Source organism: Haloferax namakaokahaiae (genome assembly GCF_042663225.1).
Lineage (GTDB): Archaea > Halobacteriota > Halobacteria > Halobacteriales > Haloferacaceae > Haloferax > Haloferax namakaokahaiae.
Window position 1 is genome coordinate 24,890 of record NZ_JBHTAA010000005.1, and the last position, 16,815, is coordinate 41,704.

Here is a 16,815-nt window from a genome sequence, read left to right on the forward strand (position 1 = left end):
TCGCCGTGTCTCTGTCTCACCCGACTCGTGCGGTTCAAACAAGAATTCTCACGGGAGTAAATTCAAAGTCTTTCGGCATGTTCTCTGATGTATGCATCACCCAGGCCCGCCTCAATTCATGGCCGTCGGTGAGTCAGTCCAACTCGCACCGCGCGACCCTGACCCCGAGGCCGACTACTCGTGGCACGTCCGAAGCGCACCCGTTGCGAGCAGCCTCGAATTCGACGACGACGCAGTCGTTCAGTTCGACCCCGACGCCGCCGGCACCTACATTCTCGAACTGCAAGCCCCCGACGGCACGCACGAACTGACGATTCGCGTCTTCCCCGGTGACTACCTGCCCGCTGGTTCGCTCCGAAGCGGGACCAGCGGAATGAGCGGCTACAGCGGCTACAGCGGCCAGAGCGGTTCCGGCCGTCCCACGCAGTTCAGCGGCGGCGCATCCGGTTCCGGCAGCGGGGCGGGCGAAGCGACCCGCGGCGAAGGCGGCCGTCCGCGCATCCGTCTCGACGCGTCGGTCGAAGACGACGTGGTCGTCGTCCGCGCCGACCCGCAACCGAACCCGAACAGCACCACCGACCGTGACGACCTCGTGGTCGAGTTCCTCGTGGACGACCGCGACGACATCGAGGAGTCGGCCGTCGAGACCGAGGGCTGGGAACTCCGCGTTCCGCTCTCGGCTATCGGCGACAAACTGCGCGTCCACGCCGTCGCACTGGACGAGACCTACAGCGTCCCGGACTCCGTGACCGTCTCGCGCGAGGCCCTGCCAGATGGCGGTGTCGCCGAAGCCGAATCGAAGAGCGCGACCGACGGCTCTGGTCTCTCTGTCTCCCGCCCGAACGACCCGCCGGAGTGGGCACAGCACGTCACGCTCTACGAGATTTACGTCCGCGGCTACGCGTCCGACGACGACGAGGCCGACAACACCTTCGAGGCGCTCGAAAAACGCCTCGACTACCTCGAAGACCTCGGCGTCGATTGCCTGTGGCTCACGCCCGTCCTCCAGAACGACCACGCGCCACACGGCTACAACATCGTTGACTTCTACTCCATCGCCGAGGACCTCGGCACCCGCGAGGACTACGAGCAGTTCATCGAGGCCGCCCACGACCACGGGATGAAAGTCCTCTTCGACCTCGTACTCAACCACTCCGCGCGCGACCACCCGTTCTTCGAGGACGCCTACAAGAATCCCGACTCGGAGTACTACGACTGGTACGAGTGGCAAGACAGCGGCGAACCGGGCACCTACTTCGACTGGGAGTTCATCGCCAACTTCGACCACCGAAATCTGGACGTTCGACGCTACCTGCTCGACGCCGTGGACATGTGGGCCGACCTCGTCGATGGCTTCCGCTGCGACATGGCGTGGGCGGTGCCCGATACGTTCTGGCAGGAACTCCGCGAGCGCGTGAAGTCCAAGGACCCCGAGTTCCTGCTGTTGGACGAGACCATCCCCTACATCGCCGACTTCCACGACGGCATGTTCGACATGCACTTCGATACGACGCTCTACTTCACGCTCCGGCAGGTCGGCGGCGGCCACGCGCCCGCAGAGCGCATCCTCGATGCCATCGACCAGCGGACCGAAGTCGGCTTCCCCGACCACGCGTCGTTCATGCTGTACCTCGAAAACCACGACGAGACGCGCTATATCGTCGAGTGCGGCGATGCCGCGGCGAAAGCGGCCGCCGGCGCGCTCTTCACGCTTCCCGGCGTCCCGATGGTCTACGGCGGCCAAGAAATCGGCCAACAGGGTCGTCGTGACGCCCTCGCGTGGGACCACGCCCGCGACGACGTGCGCGAGCACTACGAGCGACTCATCGAAGTCCGAAACGAGACGCCCGCGCTCAACTCACAGGGCGCGTTCCGACGCATCGACTACGACTGTGACTCCGACCAGGTCGTCGCGTTCGTCCGCGACTCCGAAGAGGGGTCGTACCTCTGTCTGTTGAACTTCGGCGACGGCGTCGAGACCGTCGATATCGGCTCGCTCGACGTGGAAGCGACCGACATCATCTCGGGCGACTCCGTCGCCGCCGAGGGCGGACTCACCGTTGACGACGTGACTGTCTGCCCGCTCGCGTAACCTGCTGACTACGGTTTTTGAAATCTGATGAGTTCTGAATACGCAACACCCACCCGACTGACCGACCGAACTGACGACCTCGTTTCCTGGCACGAGACGGTCGTTTCGAACCACGACGACGACTTCGAGGCCGCGAAAACGCTCTCGACGCGACTGGGCGCACACACCACCACCGAAGCCGTCGAATTCGGCTTCTGGACGCCCGAACTCGTCGAGCGCGGCGTTCCAGAGTCCAAGGTGTGGCTCGAACTGCTCACGCCACCGACCGAAACCGACCCGGGAGACACCGACCATCGAACCGTCTCGTTCGCCCGCGAGCGAATCCCCATGACCCGCGCCGGCGAGTACCACTGGGTCGCCGTCGAAGACGTCCGCGCGGGCACGCGCGACGAACTCGGCGCGCTCTACCAACTCGTCTACGAGGAAGGTGGGAACGAGCACACGATTCAGGACCCGGTCTCCTACTCCGTTCCGTTCGGCGCGTTCGCACCCGCAGAGGTGTACGACCTCGACGCACTGGACCAGACGCGCGCCGACCGCGACTACTTCGAAGCCCTGGGCACCGACGACGAACGCGTCTCGACGACCGAGGACGACGGCATCCCGCGTATCGACCCGGCGACGAGCATGCTCGAAATTCACCCCGGAACCGCGACTGAGAGGGGGTCGCTCGCCGGTCTCGCCGAGGTGTACGAAGGCATCGCCGAGAAACAGCGCGCCGGCGACGACCTCGAACCGTGGGAGCGCGCCTTTGCAGGCTACGACGGCATCCAAGTGATGCCCGTCGAACCGCTCACCGAGAACGAGGAGGAACACGACTTCTGGTCGGTCACCGACGACACGGAAGACGAACTCTCGGTCGAAGTCGCTCGCCCCGAGATGATAAACTGGGGATACGACATCGTGGTCAGCGCCTTTTCGGCTCCGAACCCGGCGATTCTCGAAACCGGCCGCCCGGACGAACTGGTCGATTTCATCGCCGCGTGCCACGACCTGCCGCGACCTATCAAAGTCGTCTTCGACGTCGCACTCGGCCACGCCGACAACCGTGGTGCCGAACTCCTCTCGGACCGCTACATCCTCGGGCCGGGAATGTACGGCAAGCACCTCGACTACACCGAACCAACCGCTCGCGCCGTCTTCCTCGAAATGCAGCGCCGTAAGATGGACTTCGGGGCCGACGGCATCCGCGTCGATGGCGCACAGGACTTCACCTCTTACGACCCCGAGACGGGCGAGATGTACCACGACGACGACTTCCTCGCGGAGATGGACCGCGTCACACAGGAAGTCGCCGGGACCGAGTACCGCCCGTGGATGATTTACGAAGACGGCCGCCCGTGGCCGCGCGAAGACTGGGAACTCGCCTCTTCGTACCGCGCGCTCATCGAACAGCACCCCCACTCGTTCCAGTGGTCGCCCATCACGTTCGCGCACAACACGCCCGCCCTCCTGACCTTCTGGGCGACCAAGTGGTGGCGCGCCCGCGAGGTCGGCGAGTTCGGTGGCAACTGGCTGACGGGCGTCGCCAACCACGATACCGTCCGCCGCGGGACGCAAATCGACCCGACGGTCGAGTTCAACCAGTCGCCGGTCAACCCCTACTTGGGCGACGACTACCCCGAGACGCTCGACGAAGCCTACGACAACGCCGCGTCGTCGATGCTGTTCCACTGCTTCCTGCCGGGCGTCCCGATGGACTTCGTCCACGCCAACATGCGTGCCCCGTGGGGCTTCATTCGGGATACCGACCCGACGTGGAACGTCAAAGTCGTCTCCGACGAGTCCAAATTCCTCTACTGGCAGGTGCGCGACGAGGACTTCGCGGACGACCGATTCTTCCATCGCGTCAAGGACCTCGGCTTCGACTCGCGCGAGGAACTTCTCACCTTTATGAACGCCCTCTCCTCTGCGGTCGGCGCGACCGACTACGACCTCGACGTGATGGCCGCCATGCTCTCGGCGATGGACCAACCGCTCGGCGACGACCTCTCAGCAGAAGACCTCGAAGCCTACGGCTACGCGTGGATGCGCGACGTACACGACTTCGCCAACTTGGGCTACTGGCACGACGAACAGGACGAGTCGCGGGCGCGGTTCCGCCACCAGACCCGCGAGTTCCGCCACGACCGACCGTGGCTCATCTCGGACTTGGACGAAGATGCGGACTACTTCACCTACCGCCACCCGACCGACGGAACGGTGCTCTACTACGGATTCAGGAATTCGCCCGATGGAAGCGAGCAACTCCTCTTCGCCGCGAACATGGAGGGTGTCCCCGTCCAAGTCTCGCCCGAGAGTCTCGCCGACGACGCCGCAGGCGACGAGAACGCCCCCACCATTCCGACCGATGGCTGGGAACCCGCGCTCGTCGCACCCGGCGTAGACGACGCTACGGACGTGGAGATAGCGAACGGGCAGGCAATCGTCTGGCGACGCGAACCCTAACTCGCGCGCTGGTTTCGTTTCATAGTCGTCCGTGGTCCCGGTTTGGTTGATAAAGCTGTGTGCGCGAAACGCGCCCATCAGGTCCTGCTTCTGCGCACACCTCTCGGAGGAACCGTTTAGCCACTCCCACCCCTATCCGCGAGTCATGCTCGAAGTCGGCGACACGGCTCCGGATTTCACGATTCCCATCGCAGGCGGCGAAGTGTACAACGACATCAGTTCGTTCACGCTCAGTGAGGCACTCGGCGATGGCCCAATCGTCTTGGCGTTCATCCCGGCGGCCTTCACCAGCGGGTGTACGACCGAGATGTGCACCTTCCGCGATTCGATGCACCGCTTCGAGGGACTCGACGCGCAGGTCTACGGCGTCAGCGTTGACCTCCCGCCCGCGCTGAACATCTTCATCCAGCAAGAAGAACTCAACTTCCCGATGCTCTCGGACTGGAACCACGAGGTCATCCACGACTACGGCGTCGTGCTTCCGGAGATGTACGGCCTGTACGAGGCGGCCAAGCGGAGCATCTTCGTCCTCGATAGCGATGGAACGGTGACCTACCGCTGGGTCGAAGGCGAAGGAGAGACGGACTTCGGCGCGGCCATCGACGCCGTGTACGACGCCGTGGCCGAAACGGTCGCTTCGTGACTCACAGGCAGCGACGAATTCGTGTGGATATCTCACGTCGAGTCGTCTCTTTTGGAACCCGAAGCTAGTCGAGGGGCGTGATTCTTCTCACTGACTCGAAAATGAATCCGCGAAAGATGTTCGAGTGGTCGCTATTCCGTCTCGTTGGTGCGACTGCGCAACAGCACCACACCGAGCGCTGCGAACCAGACGAGTTGCGTGATGCCGAAGACCGCTCCGCCGATTTCGGCGAGTGCGGGAATCGCCGAGAGAACTCCCGCGGTTCCGACGACGAGTCCGAGATAGTTGAGCAGTCGTCGGAGTGCACCCGCGCGAATCGCCGCCCAACTCACGAGGAACGTCCACAACCCGCCGACGATTTCGTTTCCGCCGCCGAGTCCGTCCACGACGGAGCTGATGGCGACCCACGTCGTCGCGGCCTGCGCCGGGTCTGTACCGAACAGTTCGACGACAGTCGCCATCCCGATGTTGGCAACCATCCCGCTGGCGATGACCAACCCCGCCCACAGGAGGCCGAACGCGGTGGCAATTCGCATCGACGGCCCGACTCGGTCCACGAGTCGTTCGTGGAGCGCGAGCACGAGTACGACGAGTAGGATGCCGAACACGACGTACGTTATCAGATTTGCAGTGTATATCGCGGTCTGATTTGCGACGAGTAACTCCACCTGTTGGAGTGGGTCGCTGACGCTGGCGAAGTCGAGGATGAAGAGGAAGAAGACGATTGCGCCGAGGTAGATTGCCGCTTCGAGTAGTGCGGCAACACCGCCGACCGTCTGGAGGTCGGTCGCCGTCGTTCGCGGAGGCTGAATCTCTTCGGGAGTAAGGTCACTAGTCGCTGTCATAGGTTACACCGATATCCAACAGCCTCTCGGCGTGGATAAAGCTAGTAGCGAACCGCTGAGACTGTCACACGGGTGAGTATCTCGGATGACTGTTCCAGCGACTGGTTACTCTACGACCCACTCCTCGCCCCGAAATTTCGCTCACCCCGAAATCTCGCTCGCGTTCGTCGCCACCCGCACCCCGTCCAGATAATCGCCGTCGTCACCGACCCACTGGCTATCGAGTCCGCACTCGGTCGAGAACTCACAGATGCGCGTCTCCGGCGGCCAGATGACGCGAATCTCGTCTCCCGAGCGCTCGACTTCGACCATCTGGCGGTAAGTCACCGTCTGCCCGGCGTCGCCGACGAACGTCACTTCGAGTGTGACTTCGCTCGCCCCGTCCGGAATCGGGACGGGGTCCGAGCCGGCGGCGAACTCTTTGTTCGTCACCCGTACACCGTCGGGCGTGAGTTCCCACTCGACGCGCACTGAGTCGTCCATCGGCACGTCGTACCGGGCGTATCCAGATTCGGTTTCGACGCGAACCGAGACGGTTCGACTGCCTGTGGGTGCGCCGAACGTACTCTCGGCAACGACTCCGTCGCCCTCGAAGACGGTCAGTTCGGTCAACTCGGGCTCGACGGGTTCGACCGCCCCGGTCCACTCGCCGCGGTAGGTGAACCGATACGGCGTTCGGTTCGTCGCGTCGAGGACGGCGAAGTCGGAGGCTGGCCCTTCGTCGAGTACGTAGAGCACCGGGCCGTCGAACCCGGGGTCGTTGCGGAGTGACTGGAACGGGTGGGCCTGCCAGTCGCCGTAGGGGTCGGGATGGAAGACGAGCGCCCGTTGACCGGCATCGTCGCCACCGACTCCACCGACCGCTGGCGTGAGCGGGCGGTCCTCGAACCCCGCCTCGACGAGGGGTTCGTACGTCGTTTCGAGGTTGTCGGTTCGAAGCTGATTTTCGCCGTACGGTTCGTCTATCGCGCTCACCGTCACCGCGCCACCGACGAGCGCGAGCACGAGCACGAGCGAGAAGACGACGCCGCGGGCTTCAGACGCCGAAAAGCGGTCGTGAGCGAGTCGGTTCGCACTCCGAGCGCTGACGACGAGACCCGCCGCGCCGAAGACGGCCAACGGAACGAGCGCGTCGAAGTGGTAAAACGGACCGAGAAGGTCGATGAGACCGTTTCGAAGCCCGTTGTTCGTCCCCCAGAAGAAGCCGTTGCCGACGAAGACGGAGACGAAGATACCGCCGACGATGGCGGCGAGCGCGCTGTCGGAGAGTTCGGTGAACGACGACCCTCGTTTGGCGAGTCCGTGTCGTGCTCGTCGTTCGATACCGTGGAGGCGCGTCCCGGTCCGGTAGCCCCACCAGCGAACCGCGGCGTAGCCCGCGCCGATGACCGCGGCGAGCGTTCCGAACCAGCCCATCGGTCCCCACTGACCGAGTAACATGCCGAGGGCTTCGAGACCGGTTTCGATGCCCAGCATGGGCGTGTAGACGATATCGTAGCCGAGGATTTCGCGGTAGCCGAAGCCGACGCCGTCGTTCGGCGCGAACGCGAGGTACGGAAACACGAACGGGTCGCCGGTGACGACGGCGTTGTAGGCGAGGGTGAGCACGACGAACGCGAGACCGGGGAGAGCGATTGCGACGGCGCGGCGAAAGACGGGGACGAAGACGTCTGCTCGCCAGCCAGCGACGAGCGTCCACACCGTGTGCAGGATGAACGGGAGCGCGAACAACACGGCCGTGAAAGGCCGGGCGAAGAAGGCGAGACCGATGGCCGCCCCCGCGACGACGGCGTAGCCCGACGAGTCGCGGCGGACGGCGCGGACGTAGCACACCGCAAAGGCCAGATTGAGCATCGTTGTCGGCGCGTAGGCGAGGAACGTCGCCGAAGTGAGCAGAAACATCGGCGAGAGACCGAGCATGGCGGCGGCGACGACTCCCGTTTCGCGGTCGAACACGTCGGCGGCGAGGACGTACGTGAGCCCGGCGTTCGCGGCCGCGACGACGCCGAGAATGAGGTTCGGCAGGCCGACCGAGAGACCGAGCGCGAACAGCACGGGTACGACCGGCGAGTACTTCGAGTACATCTGGACGCCGCCGGGGGCGCTCGCCGTCTCCTCGACGACGAAGAACCACGGTCGAACGACGTCTGCGAGCGCGCCGGGGTAGAGAAACAGTTTGCCCTCCAAGAGCATCGCAGCCTGCATGAGGTAGACGCCCTCGTCGTCGTTCACCGAGTGGAACGGAAAGAGGCCGATGGCGAACCAGAGAACGACGAAGCCGACGGTCACCACGACGGCGAGCGCCGCGAGTCGCCGGGCGGTCAGTTCACGAAGGGCGTCAAAATCGAAGTCGGTCCGTTCGAAGCCGCGAAACCCCATCTGTCAGTCGTCGTTCGGGCCGTCGTTGGGGCGCTGTTCTTTGGGGAACCACGCGAGTTCGTGGCCCGCGTCGAGGCTGACTTCCACACAGCCATCGGTGGGGACCGTCTCGTCGTGGTTGTGCATACAGAGCAATGCGTTGCCGCTGTTGAACTCGACTTCGTAGAGAATCGTCGGACCGAGGTAGCGCTTGCCGACGATGTTTCCGTGGCCGCCGTTCGTACAGGCGTGTGCCGAGAGGTCGTCCGGGCGGACGAGCAGGTCGATATCGGTCTGGTCGTACTCGGGGGCGAGACCGTGAATCTGCTCGCGCGGCACCGTGCCGAGTTCGGTCTCGACCACGTCACCGTTGATGCGTCCGGGAAGGAACCCAGCGTAGCCCAAAAAGCCCGCGACGAAGCGGGACTCGGGGTGTTGGAACACCTGCTCGGGTTCGCCAATCTGTTCGAGGTTGCCGTCGTTCATCACGGCGACGCGGTCGGAGATGGACATCGCCTCCTCCTGGTCGTGGGTGACCGAAATCGCGGTCACGCCCGCCTCTTTGAGGATGCGACGGACCTCCTCGCGCATCTGGACGCGAAGGTCCACGTCGAGGTTCGAGAAGGGTTCGTCGAGGAGCAGGATGGCCGGTTCGGGAGCGAGCGAGCGAGCGAGGGCGACGCGCTGTTGCTGCCCGCCCGACAACTCGTCGGGGTAGCTCTCGCCTTGGGCTTCGAGACCGACGAGTTCGAGCAGGCTCTGCACGCGCTCGTCGCGTTCGGCCTGCGAGCGGTCCTTGAGACCGAAGGCGATGTTCTCTGCGGCGGTCAGGTGCGGGAAGAGCGCGAACTCCTGGAAGACGACGCCGACGCCGCGTTCTTCGGGTGCGACGAACGCGCCGTTTCCGGAGACTGGCGCGCCGTTCAATCGAATCTCTCCGCCGTCGGGGCGGTCGAGCCCGGCGATGAGTCGAAGCGTCGTGGTCTTCCCGCAACCAGATGGGCCGAGCAGGGTCAGAATCTCGCCGTCGTGGACCGAGATTGAGAGGTCCTCGATGACCGATTCGGAGCCGTAGGACTTCGAAATCCCGTCGAGTTCGAGCACGTTGTCTGACGCGCTCCCGGCGGGGGCGGTGTCCTTCTGGTCGTTCTGTGTGAGTGTACTATTTGACATCGTATCCTTCTTGAGTGATGATGACGAGCATCGAAAGCCCGGAGACGAACAGCAAGATGAGCGCGGGCACTGCGGCTTGGCCGAAGTAACCCGACTCGAAGGCTGTCCAGATGTGGGTCACGAGCGTTTTAAACCCTGACGGACGCAGCAACAGCGTCGCCGGGAGTTCCTTCATCGTCGTGAGGAACACCAGCGCCGCCCCGCCGAACAGGCCGGGGGCGACGAGCGGGAGCGTGACGTGACGGAACGCGCCCGACGGCGTCTCTCCGAGGGTCCGTGCGGCCTCCGGTAGCGCGGGGTCAACGCGCAGGAACGAGGCCCGGAGCGACCCGACCGCTTGCGGGAGGAAGCGAATCACGTAGGCGAAGACCAGCAGGTAGAGCGTCTGGTAGAGCGGCGTCGCGTACGAACTCCCGAAGAAGACGAGCGCGAGACCGAGGACGACGCCGGGGACGGCGTAGCCGACGTAGGTCGCGCGCTCGAACATCGCGCTCGCCCGCGACGGGTAGTTGGCGGCGAGATACGCCACCGGAACGCCGGCGACGATTGCCGCGCCCGCCGTCGCCGCCGAGACGAGCACGGAGTTGAGCGCGTACTCGGGTTGGAACGAGAGCGACTGACTCGTCGCAGCCACGCCCTGTGCGAACCACGTCAGGAGGATGCCGAGCGGGACGACGAGCGCGATGGTCGCAATCGCCCCGCAGAACGCGAGCGCCGGGTACTTCCAGCGACCGAGACGAAGCTTGCTCCCGCCGCGCCCGCCGCTGGTCGTCCGTTCCTCGCCGCGAATCCGCGATTCGAGGGTGAGGATGATGAGCGTCACGCCGACGAGTTGGAGCGAGAGCAACGTGGCCGTGTCGCGGCCGAACGCGCCGAACTCCACGTAGATGACGCGCGTGAAGGCGTCGAACTTCATGATGGCGGGCGTCCCGAAGTCCGAGAGCGTGTAGAGCGCCGCGAGCAGTGCGCCCGCCGCGATGGCGGGGCGAATCTGCGGTACCGTGACGCGCTTGAACGCCTCCCACCGCGTGTGGTTCAGCGTGCGCGCGGCGTCGATGAGCGTCGTATCCATCGACTTGAGCGCCGCTCGGGTGGTGATGAACACGTACGGATAGGTGTAGAGCGTCAGCACCAACACGGCCCCGGGGAGTCCGTAGACTTCGGGGAGCGAGTCGATACCGAGCGGGCTGAGCGCCCGTTGGAAGACGCCCTGCGGGCCGAACGCGGAGACGAACGCGAACGCGCCGATGTAACTCGGGATGACGAGCGGTAGCGCGACGACGATGGTCCAAAAGCGTCTAAACGGGAGGTTGGTTCGGACGGTGAGATACGCGAGTGGGACGCCGACGGCGATGCAGGCGGCGGTGACGAGGACGACGAGTATGGTGCTGTTGACGAACACCTGGACCGTCGTCGGACGCGTGACGAGCGCCAGCGCCTCGCCGAAGCCGACGTCGAGAGCCGTTTTGACGAGCCACAACAGCGGCACGACGACGGCGGCGGCGACTGCTCCGCTCGCTACTGTGAGTCCGAGCGGGAGACCGTCACCGTCGGCCGCGTTCTGCTGTTCGGTCGCCATATGTGTGTGTCACCTCAGAGGACGCCCACCTCACGCAAGAGTTGCACGGTTCCTTCCAGGTCGGACAGTTGCGTCAGGTCGAGACCCTCCGGCGGGTTGAGTTCGTCGATAGTCGGGAGTTCGCCGATGGGTTCGACGCCCGAGACGAGGGGGTACTCGAACGTGGTGCGTGCGAAGTAGTCTTGGGCTTCTGCCGAAAGAAGGTGTCGAACGAAGTTCGCTCCGAGTTCGGCGTCGTCGGCCGTATCGAGGACGAGCGCGCCCGCGACGTTGAAAATCGACCCGGCGTCACCCGCGGTGAACGCCGTCGAGAGCGGTGCGTCCGGTCGGCCGGCGAGGATGCGCTGGATGTAGTAGTGATTGGTGAAACCAGCGTAGATTTCGCCGTCCGCGACGGCTTGGGCGACGAGGAACTCGTCGTTGTACTCGCTGACGCCGAGTTCCTGCATGCCTTCGAGCCACTGCCGCGTGGCTTCCTCGCCTTCGAGGACGCGCATCGCCGTGATGAACGCCTGGAACGAGGAGTACGTCGGTGCCCAGCCGATGTTGTCGCGGAAGGCCTCCGTCTCCGGGAACTCCATGATGCTCTCCGGGATATCCGACTCGGAGAACTGGTCGGTGTTGTACGGAACCGTCCGCGCGCGGCCGGAGGTGCCGGTCCACTGCCCGTCTGGGTCGTGGAACTCGTCGCGGACGAGTTCGAGTACTTCGCTCGGGAGTTCTTGGGTTCGGCCGGCGTCCTTCAGCGCGCCGAGCGACCCCGCGTTGATCGAGAAGAACACGTCTGCGGGGCTGTTTTCGCCCTCGGTCTCGATTTGGTTCACGAGTTCGGTCGCGGAGTTGTACCGCGGTACGACGTCGAAGTCGTCGTAGTACTCCTCGAAGAAGCCGAGCAGTTCCCCGACGAGCGCCTCGCCGCGACCGGAGTAGAGCGTCAACTCTCCTTCGAGGTCGGGCATCTCCGTGACGGAGACGCCACCGGAAATATCGCGGTCGCCGAACGGTGAGCGTCCAGACCCAATCTGTCCGACGGCTTCGGAACTATCGTCACCAGACTGGTCCTGAGAATCGCCGCCCAACCCGGCACAACCCGCGAGTGAGCCGAGACCGAGTGCCGCCGCCGTTGCGATAAATCGACGGCGACCATGGCCGCGTGGCTCTTGGTCGTGTTCGTCCATATATGATTTAGGCCTGCCTAAATCATTTATACCTACCGGTTCGTGGAGACGGCAAGTGAAGACGAGGGATGAGAAAGTGAGGTTGGGGGTGAGCCTCAGTCGTCAGCGGGGACCGCGGCGCGTGGTGCCGCGAGTGCGTCCAAACACGCCAACCAATCTTGCATATGGTCGCCGACGTAGTTGAAGAACTCGCCGTTTCGATAGTCGGACCAGTCGCCCGTTGCGAGGGCGTCGGCCATCGCCTCGAACACCTCGGCGTAGGAATCTGCGTCTTCGCCGACCGAATCGACGACTTCCCAGAGGTGTTCGTTGAGTTCCAGCCCCGGCACTTCGTTGTTCAGGTCGTCGAACGTCGGGCGAGCGGCCTTGTTGTGTTCGCACAGCGGATAGCCGGTGACGATGTCTTTGTCGAGTACGTCCGCGGCGCGCTTGAGGAAGACGCCCGACCAGATGTCGTCGAAGCGGCCGACTTCCCACTCGTTGTCGTCCATCGGACACTGGTAGAACGCCGGGATGACCTCGCGCTTGAACGCGAGGTTCATCGAGCAGACCGTGAGGTACTGACCGTCTTCGGCGACGAAGTCGCCGTCGAAGTCATCGAAGTCGGTGCGGGTCTGTGCTTGGCCTTCCAAGTCGCCGTCCATCAGGATACGGACCGCGTCGAGGTCGGGGACGTTCGTCCACAGACCCTGCGAGGCGACGACGTCACGAATCTCGCGGCGGTCGGTTTCGACCGTCTCGTGCATCGCCGAGTAGGGGTAGCCGCGAGGGTACAGGCCGTGTTCGTCGAAGTTCTGGAAGAGGACGTTCACCCACTGCTCGTCGCTGGAGACGGTCTCGACTTCGCCCTCCCGGTGGAGGTTGTTCATGTGGCGGCCGAAGAAGTCCCAGTCGTCGTGCGGGAGCGTGTCGTCGTCGATGAACACGCCGTAGTCGAAGTTGGGATGCGACCACATGTAGAGGAGACCGAAACTCGTCTGCGCGTGACTCGCCGCGGGCACGAGGTGCGAGAACTCCTCGATATCGTGCGCGTCGTACCACCGCTCTCGGGCGGATTCGTCGAAGACCGCACCGGCGACGTCCTCGTCGTCCAGCATCGACTGCATCGCTTCGGTGTCGCAGAAATCTTCGGTGACGAGAAGGACGAACAAGCGGTTGAGGTCGAAGCCGTGTTCACGAGCGTTGTCGAAGTACGCTCGCATACACTCGTAGTCGCGGATGGTTGGAACGACAACACAGATGTCGTGGCTCATTACCTCTATGAATTTAGGCTGCCCAAAAATACCTGTTGGTTCGCCACAGCGGGTCTCTTACGACAGTAGACCCCAATCCAGTCTGGCGGTTTCGTTCACTTACTCATTCACTCACTCACCACTCACCCACTCACCCATTCACCCACCCACTCACTCACTCACTCACTCGCCCCCGTCAACGCGTCGAGAAGCATCACGGCCGTCTCCTTCGCCAGCGGGTCGTTCGCGTTCCCGCACTGTGGCGACTGCACGCACGCGGGACAGCCATCTTCACACCCGCAGTCGTCGATGAGGCGCGCCGTGCGCCGCATCAGCGTCTCCACGGCGTCGTATCCGGCGCGCGTCAACCCGACCCCGCCGGGATAGCCGTCGTAGATGAAGATTGTCGATTGGCCGGTGTGCTCGTGGAACGGCGTCGAAATCCCGCCGATGTCGCCGCGGTCACAGAGCAGCGTCAGTGGAAACAGCGAAATCATCCCGTGCTCGGCGGCGTGAATCCCGCCGTTGAAACCGTAGTCGCCGCCCACATCTCGCATCTCCGACTCCACGTCGCCGGGGACGGTGAAGTACAGCGCCTTCGTCCGCAGACTCGTCTCCGGGAGGTCGAGGAGTTGCTGGCCAATCGTGGTCCTGCGCTTCGCATCGCGCCGCTCGAAGCCCGTTATCTGCTTGCGCATCGTCACCTCGGCGAACCGGACTTCGACGTCGGGCCGCGCCGAGAGTGATTTCGAAGTCAAGTCGCGTTCGACGGTGATGTGTTTGTCGTGGAGGACGCGTGTGTAGTAGTCCGCCCACGAGGGCTGTAATCTGGCAACGTCTCTGTCGAGGTCCAACTCGGCCACCTCGTAGGTCTGGCCCTGGTGGTGATACACCGCCCCCGGATGCGCGTCGCGGAGTGCGTCTTCGAACGCCAGTTTCGCAATCGTCTCGTTACTCCGCGCGTCCATGAGTCGAATCTCGCGGTCGGTAATCGTCCGCAGACTCATCGAGTGCTGGGGACTGCCGTCGCCGTCGTGGAGCCATCGGGTTCCCACGTCTGTCTCTCGCCGCGAGAGCGTCCCCGTCGATTCGAGGTTCGAGACGACGCCGGGGAACCTGTGTCCAAAATGGCGTTCGTCGTCGGTCGAGAGCCAGTTCTCGGCCGACGCACAGGCGACGTGGGACGGCATGAGATGGTCGTTCTCGGGGTCCGACACCGCCTGTTCCGGGTCGCCGTCGAAGAAGTCCGCGGGGTGGTTCATGAGGTACTGGTCTAACTGGTCTTCGCCCGCGACGAGGACGACCAGCGCGGGATTGTCCCCGCGACCAGCGCGACCCGCCTGCTGCCACGCCGACATTCGAGTGCCGGGGTAGCCGTCGATGAGCACCACGTCGAGACCGCCGACATCGACGCCCAATTCGAGGGCGTTCGTACTCCAGACGCCGCGGATATCGCCTTCCTGAAGCCCCGACTCTATCTCTCGCCGTCTGTCGTGGGTGAGCGCGGCCTGATACGCCGCCACCTGCCCGGCGAGTGCGTGTTCGCCGCGTTTTCGCAGGTCGTTCGCACTCTCCGACGCGTAGCGTTCTGCACCCTGTCGTGACCGAGTGAACGCGAGCGTCTGGTGGCCGCGCGCGACGAGGTCAACGAAGAGGTTCTTCGTCTCCATGTGGCCTGAACGTCGCCGTCCCGACCCGCCCGCGTCGGGGTTCTCGTACTCTGGCGGGTTCCAAAGCACCCAATGGGTCTCCCCCGTGCCGCTGGTGTCCTCGTCCACCAATGCGAACGAAGATTCGTCCTCGCCCGTGATTCGCGCGGCGTGTTCGACGGGGTTGCCAATCGTCGCCGAGCAGCAGACGAACTGCGGGTCCGCGCCGAAGCGTTCACAGACACGTTTGAGTCGCCGAAGCAGGAGGGCGACGTGGCTGCCGAAGACGCCGCGATAGCCGTGCACCTCGTCGATGACGACCGTTTCGAGCGAGGAGAAGAACCACTCCCACAGACGGTGCGCGTGGGGCAAGAGGGCGTAGTGAACCATGTCGGGGTTCGAGAGGAGGACGGTGGGCCGACGCTTTCGAACCTCGCGCTTTTCGGACTTCGAGAGGCGGCCGGTGTACTGTTCGACCGAGACGCGACTCCCGAATCCCAACCCGTGTGCGAGGTCCGAGAGGGTGTCGAGTTGGTCGGCGACGAGCGCGTTCTGCGGGCCGAGATAGAGCGTCCGACCACCGTGGTCCATCGCTCGCTCGAAGGCGGGAACGGTGTACGCGAGGCTCTTCCCGCTCGCGGTTTGGGTGGCGAGAACGACGTTGTCGCCGTCGCGGACGGCTTCGATAGCGTCGGCTTGGTGTCGATAGAGACCGTCGATGCCCCGGTCGGCGAGCGCCCCTGCTAACCGCGGTTCGAGGTCGATGTCGGTGGTCGCGGGGTCCTGTGGCTCGAACGTTCGATGGGCGTGAATCTGCCCCTCGTAGTACGGCCGCCTCCGAAGCCACTCAATGAGGTCGTCCACACACGAACTGCGGCCGTGGTGCTCCTAACGCTATCGCCCACCTGCTCCCTGTTTGCCGCGCGACTTTTCTATCTCGCGTCCTGAATGTGGGTATGAACGCGAACGCCGTGCTCATCTACGACGGCGAGTGTCCCTACTGCTCTATCGCGGCGACGGCGCTGAAACGCCTCGACGATGTGGAGGCGATTTCGTGGTACGACGACGCCGCACAGGACTTCTTGGCGGCGCAGTTCGACGAGGTTCCCTTTGCGATGGTGCTCGCCGACCGCGCCGAAAATCGGGTGTACGCGGGGCGCGCGGCGGCGAAAGAACTCGCCGAACGGGCTGGCACGCCGGGTATCGTCGGCTCACTGGTCCGCGACAACTACGAGAAGATTGCCAAGGTCGTCGGTGTCGCCAGCGGGCGCGGCCGCGACCCGGACGACGTTCACAGTCAGTATCCGATGGCCGACGACGCGCTCGAAACCTTCGATGCACTCGTCGATGGCGCTGCGGAGCGGCCAGTAGAACTCTCGTAGAACGGAGGAATCTCGCAGAATGAATCACGCGCTCGCTCGGTGGTCGAATCGTTGGAAAAGCGGGGGGGTCCCCCGTTTACCCGAACCGGGCCGGGCACCCCGGTTCGGTTCGACGATTGCCGGTTATCAGAGGCACTCCGGCAGATACTGATAGTCCACAGTACTGCTTTACCTCACTCCCTGCGAATACCACTCAGAGGTTGAATAGTGGTATATAAAATTATCTATCTTTTATA

Annotated in this window: 11 protein-coding genes; 4 read left to right on the top strand and 7 right to left on the bottom strand. The window is 64.1% G+C overall.

What is annotated here, in order from left to right:
- The first annotated feature begins 91 nt into the window (after positions 1 to 91).
- The 3 genes from malA to ACFQJC_RS07595 all read left to right on the top strand — a co-directional run bounded on the left by malA (position 92) and on the right by ACFQJC_RS07595 (position 5,183).
- Positions 92 to 2,092: an alpha-amylase MalA gene (gene malA, locus ACFQJC_RS07585; protein WP_390222716.1), complete on the top strand. Its 2,001-nt coding sequence runs from the start codon at positions 92 to 94 to the stop codon at positions 2,090 to 2,092.
- A 27-nt stretch (positions 2,093 to 2,119) separates the two neighbouring features.
- Complete coding sequence (gene gghA, locus ACFQJC_RS07590; RefSeq protein WP_390222717.1) at positions 2,120 to 4,540, top strand: glucosylglycerol hydrolase; 2,421 nt, start codon at positions 2,120 to 2,122, stop codon at positions 4,538 to 4,540.
- Positions 4,541 to 4,685: 145 nt separating this feature from the next.
- Positions 4,686 to 5,183 (top strand): redoxin domain-containing protein, encoded by a 498-nt coding sequence (locus ACFQJC_RS07595; protein WP_390222718.1) that lies wholly within the window; start codon positions 4,686 to 4,688, stop codon positions 5,181 to 5,183.
- Positions 5,184 to 5,314: 131 nt separating this feature from the next.
- Here the strand turns inward: ACFQJC_RS07595 and ACFQJC_RS07600 are convergent, their stop codons facing one another.
- The 7 genes from ACFQJC_RS07600 to ACFQJC_RS07630 form a co-directional block, all read right to left on the bottom strand.
- Positions 5,315 to 6,028, bottom strand: coding sequence for a hypothetical protein (locus ACFQJC_RS07600; RefSeq protein ID WP_390222719.1), 714 nt, complete (start codon positions 6,026 to 6,028; stop codon positions 5,315 to 5,317).
- A 141-nt stretch (positions 6,029 to 6,169) separates the two neighbouring features.
- Positions 6,170 to 8,407, bottom strand: coding sequence for a DUF7846 domain-containing protein (locus ACFQJC_RS07605; RefSeq protein ID WP_390222720.1), 2,238 nt, complete (start codon positions 8,405 to 8,407; stop codon positions 6,170 to 6,172).
- A 3-nt stretch (positions 8,408 to 8,410) separates the two neighbouring features.
- Positions 8,411 to 9,559, bottom strand: a complete 1,149-nt coding sequence (locus ACFQJC_RS07610; RefSeq protein ID WP_390222721.1) for an ABC transporter ATP-binding protein — start codon at positions 9,557 to 9,559, stop codon at positions 8,411 to 8,413.
- Complete coding sequence (locus ACFQJC_RS07615) at positions 9,549 to 11,138, bottom strand: ABC transporter permease (protein ID WP_390222722.1); 1,590 nt, start codon at positions 11,136 to 11,138, stop codon at positions 9,549 to 9,551. Before ACFQJC_RS07615 ends, ACFQJC_RS07610 begins: the two co-directional genes overlap by 11 nt.
- Before the next feature lie 14 nt (positions 11,139 to 11,152).
- On the bottom strand, positions 11,153 to 12,316 hold the full coding sequence (locus tag ACFQJC_RS07620) for an iron ABC transporter substrate-binding protein (protein ID WP_390222723.1): 1,164 nt from the start codon (positions 12,314 to 12,316) through the stop codon (positions 11,153 to 11,155).
- Positions 12,317 to 12,411: 95 nt separating this feature from the next.
- On the bottom strand, positions 12,412 to 13,569 hold the full coding sequence (locus ACFQJC_RS07625) for an alpha-1 4-glucan-protein synthase (RefSeq protein WP_390222724.1): 1,158 nt from the start codon (positions 13,567 to 13,569) through the stop codon (positions 12,412 to 12,414).
- 158 nt (positions 13,570 to 13,727) lie between these two features.
- Entirely contained in the window at positions 13,728 to 16,061 is a 2,334-nt protein-coding gene (locus ACFQJC_RS07630; protein ID WP_390222725.1) for a DEAD/DEAH box helicase, read from the bottom strand.
- 92 nt (positions 16,062 to 16,153) lie between these two features.
- Between ACFQJC_RS07630 and ACFQJC_RS07635 the strand changes: the two genes are divergently transcribed.
- Positions 16,154 to 16,579, top strand: a complete 426-nt coding sequence (locus ACFQJC_RS07635; protein ID WP_390222726.1) for a DCC1-like thiol-disulfide oxidoreductase family protein — start codon at positions 16,154 to 16,156, stop codon at positions 16,577 to 16,579.
- Positions 16,580 to 16,815: the final 236 nt, after the last annotated feature.